The 16,380-nt window shown below is 68.2% G+C and carries 11 protein-coding genes; 3 read left to right on the top strand and 8 right to left on the bottom strand.

Annotated elements, in window-relative coordinates; all coding sequences use genetic code 11:
* Positions 1 to 69: 69 nt before the first annotated feature.
* Genes HYU53_01765 through HYU53_01755 form a run of 3 tightly spaced genes read right to left on the bottom strand, consistent with a single transcriptional unit; the run spans position 70 to position 4,796 of the window.
* Positions 70 to 1,869 (bottom strand): M61 family metallopeptidase, encoded by a 1,800-nt coding sequence (locus HYU53_01765; protein MBI2219917.1) that lies wholly within the window; start codon positions 1,867 to 1,869, stop codon positions 70 to 72.
* Positions 1,862 to 2,638 carry a hypothetical protein gene (locus HYU53_01760; GenBank protein ID MBI2219916.1) on the bottom strand — a complete coding sequence of 259 codons (777 nt, stop codon included), beginning with the start codon at positions 2,636 to 2,638 and terminating at the stop codon, positions 1,862 to 1,864. Before HYU53_01760 ends, HYU53_01765 begins: the two co-directional genes overlap by 8 nt.
* Before the next feature lie 7 nt (positions 2,639 to 2,645).
* On the bottom strand, positions 2,646 to 4,796 hold the full coding sequence (locus HYU53_01755) for a S9 family peptidase (protein ID MBI2219915.1): 2,151 nt from the start codon (positions 4,794 to 4,796) through the stop codon (positions 2,646 to 2,648).
* A 14-nt stretch (positions 4,797 to 4,810) separates the two neighbouring features.
* On the opposite strand from HYU53_01755, the gene HYU53_01750 reads away from it, so the two are divergent.
* Both HYU53_01750 and HYU53_01745 read left to right on the top strand, forming a co-directional pair.
* The gene (locus tag HYU53_01750; protein ID MBI2219914.1) at positions 4,811 to 6,259 is read left to right on the top strand and encodes an aminopeptidase P N-terminal domain-containing protein; all 1,449 of its coding nucleotides are present in this window, start codon (positions 4,811 to 4,813) and stop codon (positions 6,257 to 6,259) included.
* A gap of 40 nt (positions 6,260 to 6,299) precedes the next feature.
* Positions 6,300 to 8,090 carry a tetratricopeptide repeat protein gene (locus HYU53_01745; protein ID MBI2219913.1) on the top strand — a complete coding sequence of 597 codons (1,791 nt, stop codon included), beginning with the start codon at positions 6,300 to 6,302 and terminating at the stop codon, positions 8,088 to 8,090.
* A gap of 55 nt (positions 8,091 to 8,145) precedes the next feature.
* On the opposite strand, the gene HYU53_01740 is transcribed toward HYU53_01745, so the two are convergent.
* Together HYU53_01740 and glk are read right to left on the bottom strand one after the other, a co-directional pair.
* The gene (locus HYU53_01740; protein MBI2219912.1) at positions 8,146 to 10,914 is read right to left on the bottom strand and encodes a TonB-dependent receptor; all 2,769 of its coding nucleotides are present in this window, start codon (positions 10,912 to 10,914) and stop codon (positions 8,146 to 8,148) included.
* A 79-nt stretch (positions 10,915 to 10,993) separates the two neighbouring features.
* Entirely contained in the window at positions 10,994 to 11,965 is a 972-nt protein-coding gene (gene glk / locus HYU53_01735) for a glucokinase (GenBank protein MBI2219911.1), read from the bottom strand.
* A 79-nt stretch (positions 11,966 to 12,044) separates the two neighbouring features.
* Between glk and HYU53_01730 the strand changes: the two genes are divergently transcribed.
* Positions 12,045 to 13,121 carry a tetratricopeptide repeat protein gene (locus HYU53_01730; protein MBI2219910.1) on the top strand — a complete coding sequence of 359 codons (1,077 nt, stop codon included), beginning with the start codon at positions 12,045 to 12,047 and terminating at the stop codon, positions 13,119 to 13,121.
* Between the two features lie 3 nt (positions 13,122 to 13,124).
* Here HYU53_01730 and HYU53_01725 read toward each other — a convergent pair whose 3' ends face one another.
* The 3 genes from HYU53_01725 to HYU53_01715 form a co-directional block, all read right to left on the bottom strand.
* Complete coding sequence (locus HYU53_01725) at positions 13,125 to 13,445, bottom strand: hypothetical protein (protein MBI2219909.1); 321 nt, start codon at positions 13,443 to 13,445, stop codon at positions 13,125 to 13,127.
* A 5-nt stretch (positions 13,446 to 13,450) separates the two neighbouring features.
* Positions 13,451 to 13,669: a translation initiation factor IF-1 gene (gene infA / locus HYU53_01720; GenBank protein MBI2219908.1), complete on the bottom strand. Its 219-nt coding sequence runs from the start codon at positions 13,667 to 13,669 to the stop codon at positions 13,451 to 13,453.
* A gap of 105 nt (positions 13,670 to 13,774) precedes the next feature.
* Positions 13,775 to 16,351, bottom strand: coding sequence for an AMP-binding protein (locus HYU53_01715; GenBank protein ID MBI2219907.1), 2,577 nt, complete (start codon positions 16,349 to 16,351; stop codon positions 13,775 to 13,777).
* Positions 16,352 to 16,380 lie beyond the last annotated feature (29 nt).

Below are 16,380 nucleotides of genomic sequence, written 5' to 3'. Positions count from 1 at the left end.
AGTCACGGGCGGGTCAGGGTCAAGGCTGCGCCGCGCTCGCTGTCAAGGCGCTCGCCACATCGATCGGAACTAATTGAGCCAGGACTGGCGGCGGCGCTGCTGCTCCTGCGTCGCATCCGGCAGCACGCGCAGCTCCCAGTCGTCCACCGGCGGCGGCCCGACCTTCAGGGTGAATCGCATCAGCTCCTCGCGCCGCGCGGCGAGCACCGAGACGGCCGCCCCCTCGCGGAACGTCTCGAGCCGTCCCTCCCACTGGTCAGGGCGCACGCGGAATTCGTCCAGCGCCACGATCTCATCGTCCACGTTGATCCCCGAGTCGTACGCGGCGGTGCCGCGCCGCACCTGAGTGACGAGCAGGCGGTTGTTGTCGTTTCTCAGCCGCAGCCCCTGCCACGCCAGAGGTCCGGCCGTCCTCGCGACAGGAACCGTCGTGAAGCGCAGGCCGTACCAGTCGAGCGCCTCCTGGTACTCCAGCTCCTCGGTCGTCTCGAGCGCGCGCCGCATCCACTCGCCAAGGTCCGCCCCCGCGACTTCGTTGACGAGGTGACGGAAGTCCTCGGTGGTGAAGCCGCGCGCGCCGGCGAACCGGCGGTAGGCGAGGCGCATCACGTCGTCCAGCGATCGCTGGTTGCCGCTCGCGCGCCTGATCTTCGCGTCGAGGAGGAAGCCGATGACCGCCCCCTTCGTGTAGTAGCTGATCGCGACATTCGGCGAGTTCTCGTCCGATCGATACTCCTTGATCCACGCGTCGAACGACGCCATCTCCGCCGGCTGCACGAGCCGCCCCGGCGTCGTCTGGAGCGATTCGATGTCGTTCGACAGCATGCCGAGATACGCCTCGTCTGACACGAGGCCGGCGCGGCGCAGCGCGAGGCCGCCGTAGTAGTCGGTGAGCCCTTCGGAAATCCAGAGTCCCCTGGTGTAGTTCTCGCGCTCGTAGTCGAACGGCCCGAGCTCCGCCGGCCGCAGGCGCTTGACGTTCCACAGATGAAAGTACTCGTGTGACACCAGTCCCAGCCAGTTCGTGTAGCGGCGGTGCGTGCTCGTCGCCCAGCGGCTCGCCATCAACGTCGTCGAGTTGAGGTGTTCGAGGCCGCCGCCCCCCTCGTTGAGAATGTTCAGGAAGACGTACTTGTCGTACGGCAGATCGCCCCACATCCGGGCGTACTCCTCGACGATCTTCCGGACATCCGCGACCGAGCGCTGCACGTCCCAGAACGGCGGCTCGTTGACGTTCACGAGGAAGTGCCGCTTGCCCTGCACGGCGAACTCATGGACGGCCGGGTTGCCCGCGACGATCGGCGAGTCCACGAGCAGGTCGAAGTTCGCGGCGGCGAAGGTGTGCGGCCCCCCGCCGGAGGGCAGGCCGGAGATCGACGTCTTCCACGCCGGCGGCATCGCGAGCGTGACGTGGTGCGGGCGCGCCAAGCCGTCGCTCGGCGTGATGAACGTGCCCGCGCCGGTGATGTGGGCGTACCGCGACTCCACCCAGTTGGTGCGGACGCTCATTTCGCGCGAGTACACGCGGTAGGTCACGCGCACCTGCGGCGCTCCACCGGTCTGCACGCGCCAGCGATTCTTGGAGGACTTCGCGACGTCGAGCGGGCGTCCGTCGGGCGCCGAGGCGGCCATCGCCTCGACGTTGCGCGAGTACTCGCGCACCAGGTACGAGCCCGGCGTCCAGACCGCCATCATCAGGTCGATGTGCGGCCGCCCGCCCGTCGGGTAGGAGGCCTCGACTTCGATGTAGTGATGGGCGGCGTGGGGGAACGACAGCGTGTATCGGACGGCGTCCTGCGCCCGGGCGCTGCCGCCGCAGGCGAGGAGGACGAGAACCGCGGCCGCGGTCCTGGCCGCGGCCCTACTCATGGACGTACACCAGGCTTTCTCCCCTTTTCGCGATCAGCTTGGCGATCGCCTTCTCCATGCGGTCGCGGCGCGCAAGGATGGCGTCGATGCACCGGCGCTCGACCCACGGGCCGAGTGCTTCGTGCAGGCGGGTTGCATCGAGCGCCTTCATCCGCGCCCAGAGCGACGCGTCCACTTGCGCGAAGGCGGCCGGCGGCTCCTTGTAGGCGACAAACGCGCGCGAGTGATCGATGAGGTAGACGGTCCAGTTCTCGTCCACCAGGATGTTGCCCGCATTGCGGTCGATGTTCCCGATGAGCGCGTCGAACATCTTCATGCGAACCATCTGCGCGCTCCACTCGCGCGTGACCGGCTTGCGCGACCCGAGATCGCGCCACATGCGCGTATTGTCGATCCACATGATCACGGCCCCGGTGATCCCATTGAGCTTGCGCTCGACGGCCGGCGGCACCATCCGCAAATCGAGGAGCCTGTCCATCCGGTAGGCCGCGATCTCCGACTTGTAGCTTTCGTAGAAGCCGCGGTATACGCCGGGGCGCAGCGGCTTCCACGCGACGCTGCTGACCAACGCACCGGGCGCGAGCCACGCGCGCGTCGGCCGCGTGACGCCCAGCGAGATGTCCTGGTACTTCGCGATGTCGGTCGTCCGCAGGCACGCCTCGATTGCCGCCTCCTGTCCCGCGTAGACGCGCGTCTGCGCGGCGGTCTGCGCGCCGAGCGACGCGGCGGTGAGGACCAGGTAAACGGCAGCGGCTCGCAGCGTGCGCATGGCGGCCTTACCTTACACCCGGCGGGCTGCCCTCCGGGAGTACTTTGAAGAGAAAGGAGAAGATGTCCGCGTCCTCCTCGATCATCTTGGTGACCGGCTTTCCAGCACCGTGGCCCGCCTTCGTGTCGACGCGGATCAGGATCGGCGCCGGCCCTGCCGTGGCCGCCTGCAGCCGCGCCGCAAACTTCTTCGCCATGCCGGGCGCGACCCGGTCGTCGGTGTCCGCGGTCGTGACGAGCGTCGCCGGATACGCCACGCCGTCCTTCACGTTGTGGTACGGGGAGTAGGCGAGCAGATACGGAAACTGCTTCGGGTCATCCGCCGATCCGTACTCTGAAATCCAGAACCGCCCGACGGTGAAGAGGTGGTAGCGCAGCATGTCCGCGACCGGCACGCGGCAGATGACGGCGCCGAACAGATCCGGACGCTGCACCATCGCGGCACCGACCAGCAGCCCGCCGTTGCTCCCGCCTTCGATCGCCAATCGCGGCCGGCTCGTGTACTTGTTCGCGATGAGCCACTCGGCGGCGGCGATGAAGTCGTCGAAGACGTTCTGCTTCTTTTCGAACATGCCCGCCTGGTGCCAGCGCTCGCCGTACTCGCCGCCGCCGCGCAGGTTCGCCAGCGCGTACACGCCGCCGCGGTCGAGCCACGCGATGTTCGACGGGTCGAAGCCGGGCGTCATGTTGATATTGAAACCGCCGTAGCCGTAGAGCAGGGCCGGGCGGCTGCCGTCGAGGGGGATGTCCTTGCGGTGCACAAGGAACATGGACACCTTCGTACCGTCCTTTGACGGGTACCACACCTGTTTCGTTTCGTAGGCGCCGGGGTCGAGCTTGGAAACCGCCGGCGCAAACGGCGTCACCGCGCCGGTCCCCACGTCGTACCGCTGAACGGAAGGGGGAGCGGTAAAGGACGTAAACGCGTAGAACAGCTCAGCGTCCGACGGTCTGCCGGACACACCATAGATGGTGCCGATTGGCGTCGTCACGTCCGCGCCGTGGCTGCCGTCGAGGTTCGTCACGCGCAGCCGTCCCGCCGCGCTGTGCAGGTACGACAGCACGAGCCGCCCGCCGGCGATCGTGGCGGTGTTCAGCTTGTCGGCCGCTTGCGCCACGACCTCGGCCGGTCGTGGCCCCGCCGCGGCGCGCGCGGCGTCCACCGCCACGACACGGCCGAGAGGCGCCTGGTCGTCGGTCTGGAAGAACAGGCGATCGCCTGCCGCGTCGATGAAGTTCCACGACGCCGAGAAGCCCGTGAAGAGCGGTGCCGGCGCGTCCGCGGAGCCCGCCGGCGCGACGAACACTTCGCTCTTCTCGCTCGATCCCTTGAAGGCCGTGACGACGAGCCAGCGCCCGTCGTCGCTGACTGACGCGGAGGGGACGATCTCGCGGTCGTCGCGCCGCTCGAACACCAGCCTGTCGCGCGCCTGGTCTTCGCCGAGCCGGTGAAGGTAGACGGCGCCGTAGTAGTTCTCGTCGCCCGCCGGCACGCGTCCCGGCTCGGGGAAGCGCGTGTAGTAGAACGCGGAGCCGTCCTTGAGCCACGCGATGCCGGTGAACTTCGCCCACAGCACGCGGTCGGGCCGATCGCGCCCGGTGTCGACCTCGCGAACGTGGATCTCCTGGCGATCGCTGCCGCTCCTCGACAGCGCGTATCCGAGCAGGGCGCCGTCGTCGCTCGGCGACATCGCGGTGAGCGCGACCGTGCCGTCCGGCGAAAGCGTGTTGGGATCGAGGAGCACGCGGCGCGCGCCGCTCAAGCCGTCCTGCACGTACAGCACCGCCTGCGGCTGCAGCCCCGTGTTGTGGGTGAAGAAGTAACGCGACCCGCGCTTGACCGGCACGTCGGTGCGCGGATAGTCGAACAGCTCGGTGAGCCGCTTGACGAGGGCGTCGCGTTCCGGCCCGCCGACAAACGATCGCGTCAGCGCGTTCTGGGCCTCCACCCACGCGACGGTTTCGGGGTCGCCGGCATTCTCGAGCCAGCGGTACGGATCGGGCACGCGGGTGCCGTGGAGGGTGTCAACGATATCGGCCTTGCGGGCCTTCGGGTACGACATCTGTGTGGATTGGGCCGCCAGCGCCCCCAGGGTCACCACGGCGGATGCGCCGAGCGCGATCGAGCCGGCGGAAAGTCGCGCGAGCATGGCTGCCATTCTATAATCCGTGGATGGTCGTCAAAAAGGTCCTCGTCGCGTCGTTCGTCTGTCTGGCCGCGCTCGCCGTGCTGCCGGCGCAGGCGCCGCTCTTCACCGGCGCGTTTCCGCCCGAGGAATTCGCGGCGCGCCGCGCGCGCGTGATGGAACGCATTGGCGATGGCGCCGCGGTCCTGCAGGGGGCCGCCGAGTCGCCGGCCTACGTCAAGTTCCGGCAGAACAACCAGTTCTTCTATTTGACCGGCGTGGAAGTTCCGCGCGCGATCGCGATCGTCGACGGCCGAACCCGCAGGACGACCGTGTTCCTGCAGCCGCGTGACGAGCGAGCGGAGCGTTCCGAGGGCCCGGCGCTCGTGCCCGGGGCGGAAGCGGAAAAGCTGACGGGCGCCGACGCGGTGCGCCCGCGCGAGGAGTTCGCCGCCGCGCTCGCGGCGCTCGCCGCGGAGGGGCGCACGGTGTACCTGCCGCACCGGCCCGAGGCGCTCGGCGCCGCCACCCCGGGCTACACGCAGATGCACGCGCAGAAGTCCGCCGCCGATCCGTGGGACGGCCGCAAGTCACGCGAGCAGGCGTTCATCGACAGCGTCCGCGCCAAGGCGCCGGCCGTCACGATCAAGGACCTCGACCCGATTCTCGACGAGCTGCGCCTCGTGAAGAGCGCGCGAGAGATTGACGTGATGCGCGAGTCCACGCGGCTCGCGGGGCTCGCGATGATGGAAGCCATGCGCGCGGCACGCCCCGGCTTGTACGAGTACGAGATCGAAGCGATCGGCGACTACATCTTCAAGAAACACAACGCGCAGGGGTTCGCGTACTTCGGGCTGGTCGCGACGGGAACGAACGCCGCCTGGCCGCACTACCACGCCGCGCAGGCGCGGCTGATGGATGGCGACCTGGTTCTGTTCGACTACGCGCCGGACTACAAGTACTACGCCTCGGACGTGACCCGCATGTTTCCGGCCAACGGCCGCTGGAGTGCGGACCAGCGGGAGCTGTACACGGTCTACCTGAAGATGTACCAGGCGCTGATGACGTCGATTCGGCCGAACGCCGAGCCGAGGGCGATCCTCGTGGAGGCCGGCGGCAGGATGCAGTCCATCGTGTCCGCGTTCACGTTCAGCAGCGAGAAGAATCGCGCGGCCGCGCAGCGATTTGCCGCCGGCTTCACGCAGCCTCGCCCCAATGCGATGCTGGGACACTGGATCGGCATGGAGGTGCACGACGTGACCGGGCCGTATACGACGTTGAAGCCCGGCATGATGTTCACCATCGAGCCGGCGCTGACGATCCCGGAAGACCGGGTGTACATCCGCCTCGAAGATGCCATCGTGATCACCGAGACCGGTTACGAGAACATGTCCGGTTTCGTGCCGGTGGATCCCGACGCGATCGAAAAGCTGATGGCGGAGGAGTCGCCGCTGGAGCGGCTCGATCGACGTGGCGCGCCAACCGCGTCGCGATAGGAACGCCGGCGGGTCGGACACTTCGGGTCCGCCCCACCAGTTGCCCGCCGCCCTCGCGGGGATCTTCGCCCTCAAGCTCGTCGTCCTCTGGCAGCTCGCGGATCACCCCCTGCTGCAGCCCGGCGGCGGGCTGGACGCGGACTACTACTTTCACCTGGCGCAACGTGTCGCGGGCGGCGACCTGCTGCTCGCGCCCGGCCTCTATTTCGTCTCGCCGCTCTACATCTACTTCCTGGCTGCCGGGCTCGCCGTGCCCGGCGGCTCGCTCTTCGTCGTCAAGGTCCTGCAGATCGCGCTTGGCGCTGCCGCCTGCGGGCTCGTGTGGCTGACCGCCCGCGAATGGTTCGGCGAGCGCGCGGCCTGGATCGCGATGGCCTTCGCGGCGTTCACCGGCGTGTTCACGTTTTACGAAGTGCTCATCCTCCAGGCGGCGCTGGATCCGTTCCTCACGGCGTTCGACCTCTGGCTGCTGACGCTCGCCCTCACGCGCGGCGGGGCGCGCTGGCCGCTCGCTGCCGGCGCCGCCCTCGCGCTGCACTCCCTGAACAGGCCTAACCTTTTCCTCGTGGGGGCAGGTCTTGGGTTGATGCTTTTTTCACGACCCGGCACCAGGCGGACGGCGCTGGCCGCCGCCCTCGGCGCGGCTCTCGTGTTCTTGCCTGTCTCATTGAGGAACGCCGTGGCCGCGGGTACGTTCATGCCGATTCCGTCGCACGGCGGCCTCAATCTGTACATCGGCAACAACCCGGCCGCAGACGGCACGTACCGCTCCGTCGAGGGGATCACGCCCAACATCGCGGGCCAGGCCGCGGACGCGAAACGCGTGGCCGAACAGGCGGAGGGGCGTCCGCTCACCGACGCCGAGGTGTCCTCCCACTTCACGAGAAGAACCCTTCAGTGGATCCGCGACCGGCCCGCGGATGCGGCCCGGCTGCTCGCGCGCAAGGTCGCCTTCACGCTCAATCATGCGTTCCTCACGCTGAATTACAGCTACCCGTTCTACCGCGATGAGTCAGCCGCGCTCCGGCTGCTCGCCGTCGGTCCGCTCATTCTGGTTCCGTTGGGGCTCGTCGGGCTGTTCACGTACTGGATCCGCGGCGAAAAACCGCGCGCAGGCTACGCCGTCTTCGCAGCCGCCGTGCCGCTGCTGATCGTTTCAATCGCGATCTTCTTCGTCGCGGCGCGGTACCGCGTGCCGCTGCTCGTGCCGCTGTGCGTCACGTCTGGCGCGCTCTTGGACGCGCTGGTTCGCGCGGCGCGTGCTCGACGCACCGCGGCCGTGCCGATGGCTGCCGCGTGCGTACTGGCGGTGGGCGTCATCGCGGGACGGGACGTGAAGCTCGATGATGCCCGCGGCGAGGAGGAGACGCGGATGGCCGTCTGGCTTGCGTCGAACGGGCGCGCCCGGGAGGCCGAAGCGCGGCTTTCGCGCATCCGTCGCGACGATCCCTCGCTGGGCGTCGCGCACGTCCGCGTCGGGCAGGCGCTTGCCGCCGCCGGCCGGCCGGACGAGGCGCTGGAGCACTACGAAGCGGCGGTGAAGATCGATCCGTCGGAGCCGGCGCCACGCACCGCGCTCGCGCGCCTGTCAGGCGAGCGGGGCGTGGCCCTCGCGCGCCAGGGGCGGGACGCCGACGCGCTGCGACACCTCGCGCGCGCCGCACTGCTCGCGGCGGGCGACGCGCCCGCGCAGTTGAACCTGGCCGTTCAACTCGCGCGGATGGAGCGGTACGCCGAGGCGCGTGCCGCCGCGGATCGCGCGCTGAAGATCGATCCCGACTACGCGCGCGCCCGGGAGTTCCTTGCCGCCCTCGACCACGCGCGCAAATAGAAAAGGGCCGCCCCGAAGAGCGGCCCCCTGAAGGCTGACGCCTGGCGCCAGACGCCTAGAAGTCGACCTGCAGCGTCAGCAGGAACCTGCGCGGCGGAGCCCAGTCGTTCGCCTGACCGAACTGCGGGTTCAGCTGGTTCGTCGTCTGCGCCGCTGAGAAGATGTCGGTCGCGCAGGCGTAGTCCGTGCCGCAGGCCGCCAGGATCGCCGCCGCCGCCGGCCGGATGCGTGGATCCCGATACTTACGATCGTTGACGCTCAGGGCTGTGAGATTGTTGAAGACGTTGAACACGCGCCCTTCGAGGCGCAGGCCGGCGCGGCCCGCCAGCGGCAAACGGTACGACGCCAGCAGGTCGAGGTTCGTCCAGAACTCGTTCCGGTTCGTGCCCGCCTGCTCCAGGTACCTGCGGAACCCGCCGTCCCAGTCCACTCCGCGCGCCGCCCACGGTGTCCCGCTCTGGGCTCGCAGGTACCCACCGAGCGTCAAGTTGTTCACCATGGGCGGTATGTACGATGCGAACAGCTTGAGAACGTGCGACCGGTCCTGGCTGAGCGGCCCGTACCGCAGCGGATCCTCCACGAACTCCCCTGGGCCGTCCTGGATCGCCGACGACGTGTTGAAAACCGCACCGGTCGAGTAGTCCAGGTCGAAGTTGCCCTCGAGTCGGCTCCACGCGTAGCTCGCCGACACACTCCAGTTGTTCAGGAGCGGACGCGACAGCTCGATCGTGAACGATCGGTACTTTCGCTCCGCGTTGTCGAGCTGCGCTGCGCGGAATGGGCCGGTCGCTGGCAGCGCCGACGGGATGTCCTCAATGAAGTCGAACGTCTCCCGTCGCATGAAGAAAACGTCGATGCTCCAGTCCGCCATGAGCGGCGTCGCGTACCCGACGAGCCATTCGTCGGTGTGCGTCGGCTCAATCCCGGCGTCGATCAGCTTGCCAGTCGTACTCGCGCGCGGCGCATCCGAGATGAGCGCGCCCGTGGCGCGGTTGAAGAACGCATCGTTAAAGAACAGCCGCTGCGGTGCCAGCGAGCGCGCGCTGCTCTTTTGATCCATGTTGTAGTAGCGCCCGAAGTTCCCGTAGACCTTGTCCCCTTTGCCCTCGCGCAACTGGTAGTTCGCGCCGATGCGAGGCTGGATCTCGTCGCCGAACCCGAAGGTCAGGAACGTGTTCTTCTCGGCCAGGACCTGGGAGAACTCATCCTTGTTCACAAGCAGGCCGGCGTTCACCACCAGGCGTGAGCCAAACGTGATGTCGTCCTGCACGAAGAGGCTGTAGGTTCGGCCCGGCGAGACCTGCGCCGGCTGGTCGGAATAGTAGGTCGACTGCACCTGCGAGCCTCCGGCGCCCACGATCGAGAGCAGCCCCCAGCCGTTCGACAGACGCTGAAGCGTCTCCTGCCCCTCTTCGATCCCGAAACCCGCCTTCAACTGGTGCGACATCCCCGGCGAGTCGAAGAACTGCGTCAGCGTGGACCGGAACTCGTCACGCTTGTAGTCGATGCGCTCCCGCCGGAGATTCCACGCCCCCCGCACCACCGTGATCGTGCCCGACCTGTCCGTGTATTGACCCATGCTGGCCAGGTTGTTGGGATTGAACGCAGGTTGGAATCCCAGATCCCGAACGGGAAGGGTACTGCTGTTCTCCTCCATGTGGATGAAACGGGCATCGATGACAGTGCGGTTCGCCGGGAACCAGTTCCACGTTACGGTCGCAATCCGGCTGTCGCTTTCGGTGTTGCGGGCCACGTCAGGCGAGTCCTGGTTGCCGATTCCGCACAGCTCGCACTTCGAGGGGCGGTAGCGGTAGCCCCCGTTGATGTACATGTTCGCGCCCGGCTGCCCGGTCAGCTTGCCGAAAATCTCCTTCGTGGTCACGGTGCTGTCAGGGACGGCTCCGAGGGCATTGGTCCGCTCCGTCGTCTTGCTGCGCAAGTACTGGCCGGAGCCGTACCAGAAGATCCGATCGCGCAGCAATGGGCCGCCGACGTTGAAGCCGCCCAGATATCGATCGGTGGTGCTGGGCGTTTTCACGATCTGCCCCTCACTGTTGATCGTGTTCGAGTCGGAGTTGAAGCTGCTCGGCCTCAGCTCCGTCTTCACCGATCCGCGAAACTGGTTTGTTCCCGACTTGCTGACCGCGTTGGTGACGAATCCCTGGGCGCGCCCGAACTCCGCGGTGATGCCGCCGCGCTTCACGTTGAACTCGGCGATGTCGAGGTCGTTGACTTCCGTGGACAGGTAGCCGAACCCGGGGTTCGTGATATCGACGCCGTCCATCAGATACTTGTTGTCCTGGCGGCTCGCTCCGCCGCTCGGGGCGAAGCTGTTGTTCTCGGCGACGCCGGGAATCAACTGGAACAATCCGGAATAGTTGCGCGCCAGCGGCAGCGCCTGGATCTCGTCGGCCTTGTAGTTGAACGCCACCTCGGTGGACTTGGTGTCCACCGCGGGCGTCGCGGCCGTCACCGTCACCTGCTCCTGCACGCCGGTCAGGCCAATCGTGATGTCCGTCTGCGTGTCCTTGCCGAGCTGCACTTCGACCGGGCGCGCCGCCTTGCCGAGTCCCGTCTTTTCCGCTTCGACGGTGTATCGCCCCGGAATCACCAACGGGAAGTTATACAGACCCGCATCGCTCGTCGTCGTCGTGCGGCCGGCCGGCAGGTTCTCGCCGGAAATTCGCACCGTCGCGCCCTGGAGCACGGCGCCGGTCTGGTCGAAAACGGCCCCCGAAACCGACCCGGTGGTCTGTTGCGCGGCCGCCGCGCCGCCGAACACGACGGTGAGCAGGGCCGCGATGAAAAAGTACCGCGTTCGCATGTTCCTCCTCTAGATCCTGGCAGAGGTGCCTGGAAGAGTGTGACCGAAGTATAAACGATGAACGGCAGGGCCTGCGGACCTAGGCCGCGCCGTTGGCGTACACGGCTGCGCCGAGCAGCCCGGCCTCCGCGTTGAGGATCACGTACACGGGAATCGCGGCCAGCAGGTCGGACATCGGCGTCTTGTCGCGGAACGCGTCCATAAAGAGGCCGGACTCGAGTGCGGGCATGATCTTCGGCGCGATGCCGCCTCCCACGTACACGCCGGCCGTCGCCACCGACCGCAGCGCCAGGTTGCCCGCCTCCGCGCCGTAGACCGAGACGAAGATGTCGAGCGCCTCGACGCACGCCGGGCACCGCCTGCCCAGCGCCGCGGCGGTCAGCGCGGGCGGGATCGCCGCCGAATCGGTCGGATTGCCGAGCGCCGGGCACGGGCCGCCGTGCGTGAACTTGAAAAGATTGATGAGACCGAGCCCCGATGCCACCTGCTCGTAATCCACGCGGCCGTACGCCCGCATGAGCTCTTCGAGCAGCTCGATCTCGCGCGGCGTGCGCGGCGCGAAATCGGCGTGCCCACCTTCCGACGGCGAAGGGATGAACCGCCCGTCCACGTTGTGCAGCAGCGCCTCGCCGAGCCCGGTGCCCGCGGCGATCAGCGCGGCGTTACCATCCGGCTGCGCCTCCCCCTCCTGCAGCACCGCCAGCTCGTCGCCCGCGAGAACCGGCACGGCGTAGGCCATCGCCTCGAGATCGTTGAGGAGCGTCACCGAGCTGACGCCGAACTCCTGCACGATCTGCGCGCCGTCCACCACCCAGGGGACGTTGGTCAGCCGCGCGATTTCGTCGCGCACCACCCCGGCGACGCCGAACGCGGCGGCTTCGATCCGCCCCGCGCCGGCGTGCCCCTTGAGGAACTCGCGCACCATGGCGCCCAACGACGCGTGTGCCAGCGTCGTGAACTCGCGAGAGGCGATCGCCTCCGGGCGTTCCGGGGCGCGGCGGTAGATGCCGAGCAGCGTTTTCGTCCCGCCGATGTCTCCCGCGAGGATCATCCGCGCCAGCATATACCGACACCGGCGCGCGAGAACCCTTGACATCCCGCGCGGACTTCCGCAAATTGAGCGTCGACAGGTGCCTGCTTCCGCCGAGCCCGCTCAGCCGTTCGTCCGCCACGTCATCGTCTTTTCCGGGAAACTCTCGTCGCTCGGCCGGCGCGAGGCGCAGCAGCTCGTCGAGCGCCTCGGCGGGGAAGTGGACGACGAGGTCACGCAGAGGACGACGCTGCTTGTCGTCGGCGGGTCCGATGCGGCGGGCGCGCGCGCCCCCGGCCACGTGCAGGTGATCTCCGAGGACGAGTTCTGCCGCCGCGCCGGCGTGCCGTCAACCTCCGATCTCCGCAAGCAGTTCCACCGCGTGCGCGACATCCGCGCGATGTACCCGACCATCCGCGAGGATCACCTCCGCTACATGGAGAAATGGGGGCTCGTCACGCCCGTGGCGCGCGCGGGCGCGGACCGCTACTACGAGTTCTCGGACCTGCTCGTGATCAAGCAGGTGAGCAACCAGCTCGAGCAGGGAACGCCGATGCGGACGGTGCTGCGGGCGATGCTCGCCGCGCGCAACGGCCAACTCACCTTCGACTTCCGCAAGGTCACCGATGGCGCCCAGCAGGCGCGCGTGATCGCGCTCGAGCGCCGGCCGGCCGCCGGGCAGAGGCAGGCGCCCAGCTACGCGGCCGATCCCCAGGAGGCGCTTGCCGCGAAGTACTTCATGCAGGCCGCCTCACTGGACGATGCCGGCGATGCCGACAAGCAGGAACAGGCCGCCGCGGCTTACCGCAAGGCGCTGGTGATCGATCCCGACCTCGTGCCGGCCATCGTCAATCTCGCGAACATCCACTACGCGCACGACGAGCTGATCGAGGCCCAGGCGCTCTACGAGCGCGCGATCATCCTCGACCCCGAGTGCTTCGAGGCGCACTTCAACCTGGGCAACATCCACCACGATCTCGGGCGGTACGATGACGCGCTGGTCTGTTACCGGGACGCGGTGGCGCTCAACGGCGGCTACGCCGACGCGCACTTCTACCTGGCAGTCACGCTGGAGAAGATGGGGCACTCGCAGGAAGCGAAGCCGCACTGGAAGGCCTACCAGCGGCTCGCGCCGGACGGGGAGTGGGTGGAGCTCGCGCGCGAGTTCAGCGACTAACCCCTAGTACTGCGAGTACTCACGCTTGCGCGGTGCACGGCGCACCTTGAAGTACTGGCAGTCCGGGCACCACGACTCGGCGACGAAGCCTGTCTTGCCGGCCATCGGCAGGACATCGCGATGCGTGCAGAATTGCCCGTCCTCCGGCTGCGCGCGCCAGCGGCACGAATGGAAGCGCGCGAGCGCCGGGGTCGGTCCCTCGGCGGCAGGCGCTCCGCCGTTGCGGGCAGGGTCGGCGGCCGCGCCGCCACCCGTCGTCTTGGCGGTCTCGTCCGCGGCAGTGCCGGGCGGGATCGGAAGTGGCTCGTCAGCAATCATCGGCATGGCAGTTAACGGGCACGGAACGTGATGATCCCGCGCACCGGGTCATAGGGCGAAACGCCCACGGTGACGCGATCGCCAGGGACCACTTTGATTCGGAAGCGGCGCATCCGGCCGCTCAACTGCGCCAATACTTCGTGGCCGGAATCGCATTGGACACGGTAGAGGCCGCCGCTGTGCACCGCGACCACCGTGCCCTGAACATCGATGAGATCGTCCTTACTCAAGCCGGTTGGTAACCTCGCGCTCTCGGTTCCGCGCACCGCGCGCGTCGCCATTCATCAATTGTGCCACACATCGACACATCGCGTATACCCCTGATTGTCTGCGCGTTATAGGGCGCGAACCGCGTCCTCCACCTTCTGCGCCAGCGCGGCATAATCTTCGCCTTCGAGCTGGAGCGGCGCGCCGAACGCCACCCGCACGAACCCCGGGCGCGCCATCCGGGCCCGCTGGGGCAGCACCTTGTCGAGGCCGTCGATCCGGACGGGCACGACCGGCACGTCCAGTCGCGACGCCATCATGGCCACACCCGGCCGGAACCCACTGATCTCCCCTTCCTGGGTGCGTCGCCCTTCGGGGAAGATCAGGATCGAATACCCCTCACTGACGAGTTCGCCCGCGTAACGCAGCGCCTGGCGCGCGCCGGTTTCGCGCTGCGGCAGCGGGAACGCGTTGAAGAACAACGCGGCAAGGTAGTAGTTCAGGCTGTTGGTCAGGTACTGCGTCCGCGTGTGCTGTGCCGGAAAGAAGTGCGCCTTGAAGAACTCTTTTGCCATCGCCGGCGCCACGCGGTAGCGCCAGCGCGGCGGAAGAGACCAGAGAATGACCGGCGTGTCCAGGTGGCTCTGGTGGTTGGCCGCGAAGACGACCGGGCCCGCCATGTCGCGAAGGTGCTCGAGTCCATCGACGCGCGTCCGCGCGAACACCCGCGCGATTGGGAGAATCCACGTGGGCAGGCTCGCCCGGCGGACGGCGCGCGCCGGCAGCGAGCGGTTCCAGCGGGGAAACGCGATGCCGCGCTCTGCGGCTTCCAATCCCCTGGAAGGCGGAGCCGCCCCGGCCCCCGCAGCCGCATGCGCGGCGCCGGGACGCGCGGCTTCGGCCTCGGGCAGGCGGCGCACCAGCTTCTCGAGCTCGGCGATCGTCCGCGCCTCGGCGAACGCCTGCTCGTCGATCGACACATCGAACGCTTCCTCGAGCGCCATCATCAGCTCGACGCGCTCGAGCGAGCTGAGGCCCAGCTCTTCGACCGTCGTCTCCGGGGCGACGGTGCGCTGCTGTGCGAATCGCGACACGACCTCCGGCACCGCCGCCGCCGCGCCGCGCGTGCGCGATCCCTCCGCCACGCTTGCGCCGCCGGCCCAGCGCTGGATCTCCTTCCGCCGCAGCTTCGCCGTTCCTTCCGTGCGCGGGAGCGCTTCGCCCGGCCACACGGAAAACGACCGCACGCGCTGGTGGTCCTCCAGCATCGCGTTGGCGCCGCGCACGATGGCGTCCGGATCGGCGCCCGGCTGCAGCACGAGCACCGCGTGCACCCGTTCTTCGCGCGCGCCCCCCGCGCTCGTTCCCACGACCGCCGATTCGACGACACCGGCCTGCGCGTCAATCGCGCGCTCGACGTCTTCGGGGAACACGTTCAGCCCCTCCGGGGTGACGATCATCTCCTTCTTGCGCCCGCGGATCGTCAGCCGCCCGGACTCGTCGATCGACCCGATGTCTCCCGTGTGCAGCCACCCATCCTCGAACGCGGCGGAGGTTTCACCCGGCGCGTTGTAGTAGCCGGTCGTGACGTTTTCGCCGCGAACGAGGACTTCGCCGTCTTCGGCGATCTTCACCTGCACGCCGGCGATGGGCGAGCCGACGGTGCCGCGCCGTGCCTTCAGGGGGTGGTTGAGCGTCACGATCGGCGCGGTCTCCGTCAGCCCGTAGCCCTGGATGACCGCGAACCCGAGCCGCGACCAATATTCCTCGAGCGCCGGATCCAGCGGCGCCGCGCCGACCACGAACGCCCAGAACTTGTAGCCGAGGAGCCGGTGCACGCGCCGATACGCCCACCAGCGCTTCGCCCAGTGTCCGGACGGAACCCCCGGCGCTTCCGCCTCCGGCAGCGTCCGCCCGACATGCTCCTTGAGCACCTCCAGCACCTTCGGCACGCACACGAGCACCGAGATGCGCCGCGCCTTGATCAGCCGCGTGATCTCCTGCGGGTTGTAGCTGTGGGAAAAGACGACGAGCCCGGGCAGCATTGGCGGGATGAAGGTCGCCATCGCCTGTCCGAACATGTGGCTGAGCGGCAGGAGATTGAGGAAACGCAGCGGCGAGACGAGCCGGATGGAGCGGCGGTACTTCGCCATCTCGCGCTCGATCGGGACGATGTTCGCGAGGATGTTGCGGTGGGTGATGACGACGCCTTTGGGCTCCGCCGTCGCGCCGGACGTGAAGATGATCTCCGCCGTGTCTCCCGCGCGGATGCCCTCCCTGGCACCCGACCTCTGACCTCTGACCTCTGAAGATGCCAGCTCCCTGATCCGCCACACGTCCACGCCCGGGCGCGCGTCGCCGATCTTCACGTCGTCTCCGGCCAGCACGAGGCGGGCGCGCGTCTTGTCCTGCACGCGCCAGAGGAAATCGACCGACACGCGGAAGTCGATCGGCACGACGACGATGCCCTCGACGAGCGCGCCCCACATCGCGACGACCCACTCCGGGCGGTTCTCGCTCCAGATGATCAGGCTGTCCCCCTTCGCGAGCCCGGCGCCGCGCAGGCGCGCGGCGAACGCCCGCGCGAGCGCGCCCACCTGCGCGTAGGTGAACTCCCGCACGCGGTACCCGTCGTCGTGGACGAGAAAGGTCCGCTCGAGGCTGGCGAAGTCGTCGAAGAAATCGAGAAGCGTCTCGCGACGCATACGTACGGGTATGATACCGGGTCGGTGCC

This window comes from Acidobacteriota bacterium, assembly GCA_016184105.1.
Taxonomy (GTDB): domain Bacteria; phylum Acidobacteriota; class Vicinamibacteria; order Vicinamibacterales; family 2-12-FULL-66-21; genus JACPDI01.
This window is presented reverse-complemented; position numbering and strand designations above follow the sequence as displayed.

Bases quoted from the DNA above. Each gene is read 5' to 3' on its own strand.
- HYU53_01765 (MBI2219917.1), bottom strand. From the start codon at position 1,869: ATGAGTAGGGCCGCGGCCAGGACCGCGGCCGCGGTTCTCGTCCTCCTC.
- HYU53_01760 (MBI2219916.1), bottom strand. From the start codon at position 2,638: ATGCGCACGCTGCGAGCCGCTGCCGTTTACCTGGTCCTCACCGCCGCG.
- HYU53_01755 (MBI2219915.1), bottom strand. From the start codon at position 4,796: ATGGCAGCCATGCTCGCGCGACTTTCCGCCGGCTCGATCGCGCTCGGC.
- HYU53_01750 (MBI2219914.1), top strand. From the start codon at position 4,811: ATGGTCGTCAAAAAGGTCCTCGTCGCGTCGTTCGTCTGTCTGGCCGCG.
- HYU53_01740 (MBI2219912.1), bottom strand. From the start codon at position 10,914: ATGCGAACGCGGTACTTTTTCATCGCGGCCCTGCTCACCGTCGTGTTC.
- glk (MBI2219911.1), bottom strand. From the start codon at position 11,965: ATGATCCTCGCGGGAGACATCGGCGGGACGAAAACGCTGCTCGGCATC.
- HYU53_01725 (MBI2219909.1), bottom strand. From the start codon at position 13,445: ATGCCGATGATTGCTGACGAGCCACTTCCGATCCCGCCCGGCACTGCC.
- HYU53_01715 (MBI2219907.1), bottom strand. From the start codon at position 16,351: ATGCGTCGCGAGACGCTTCTCGATTTCTTCGACGACTTCGCCAGCCTC.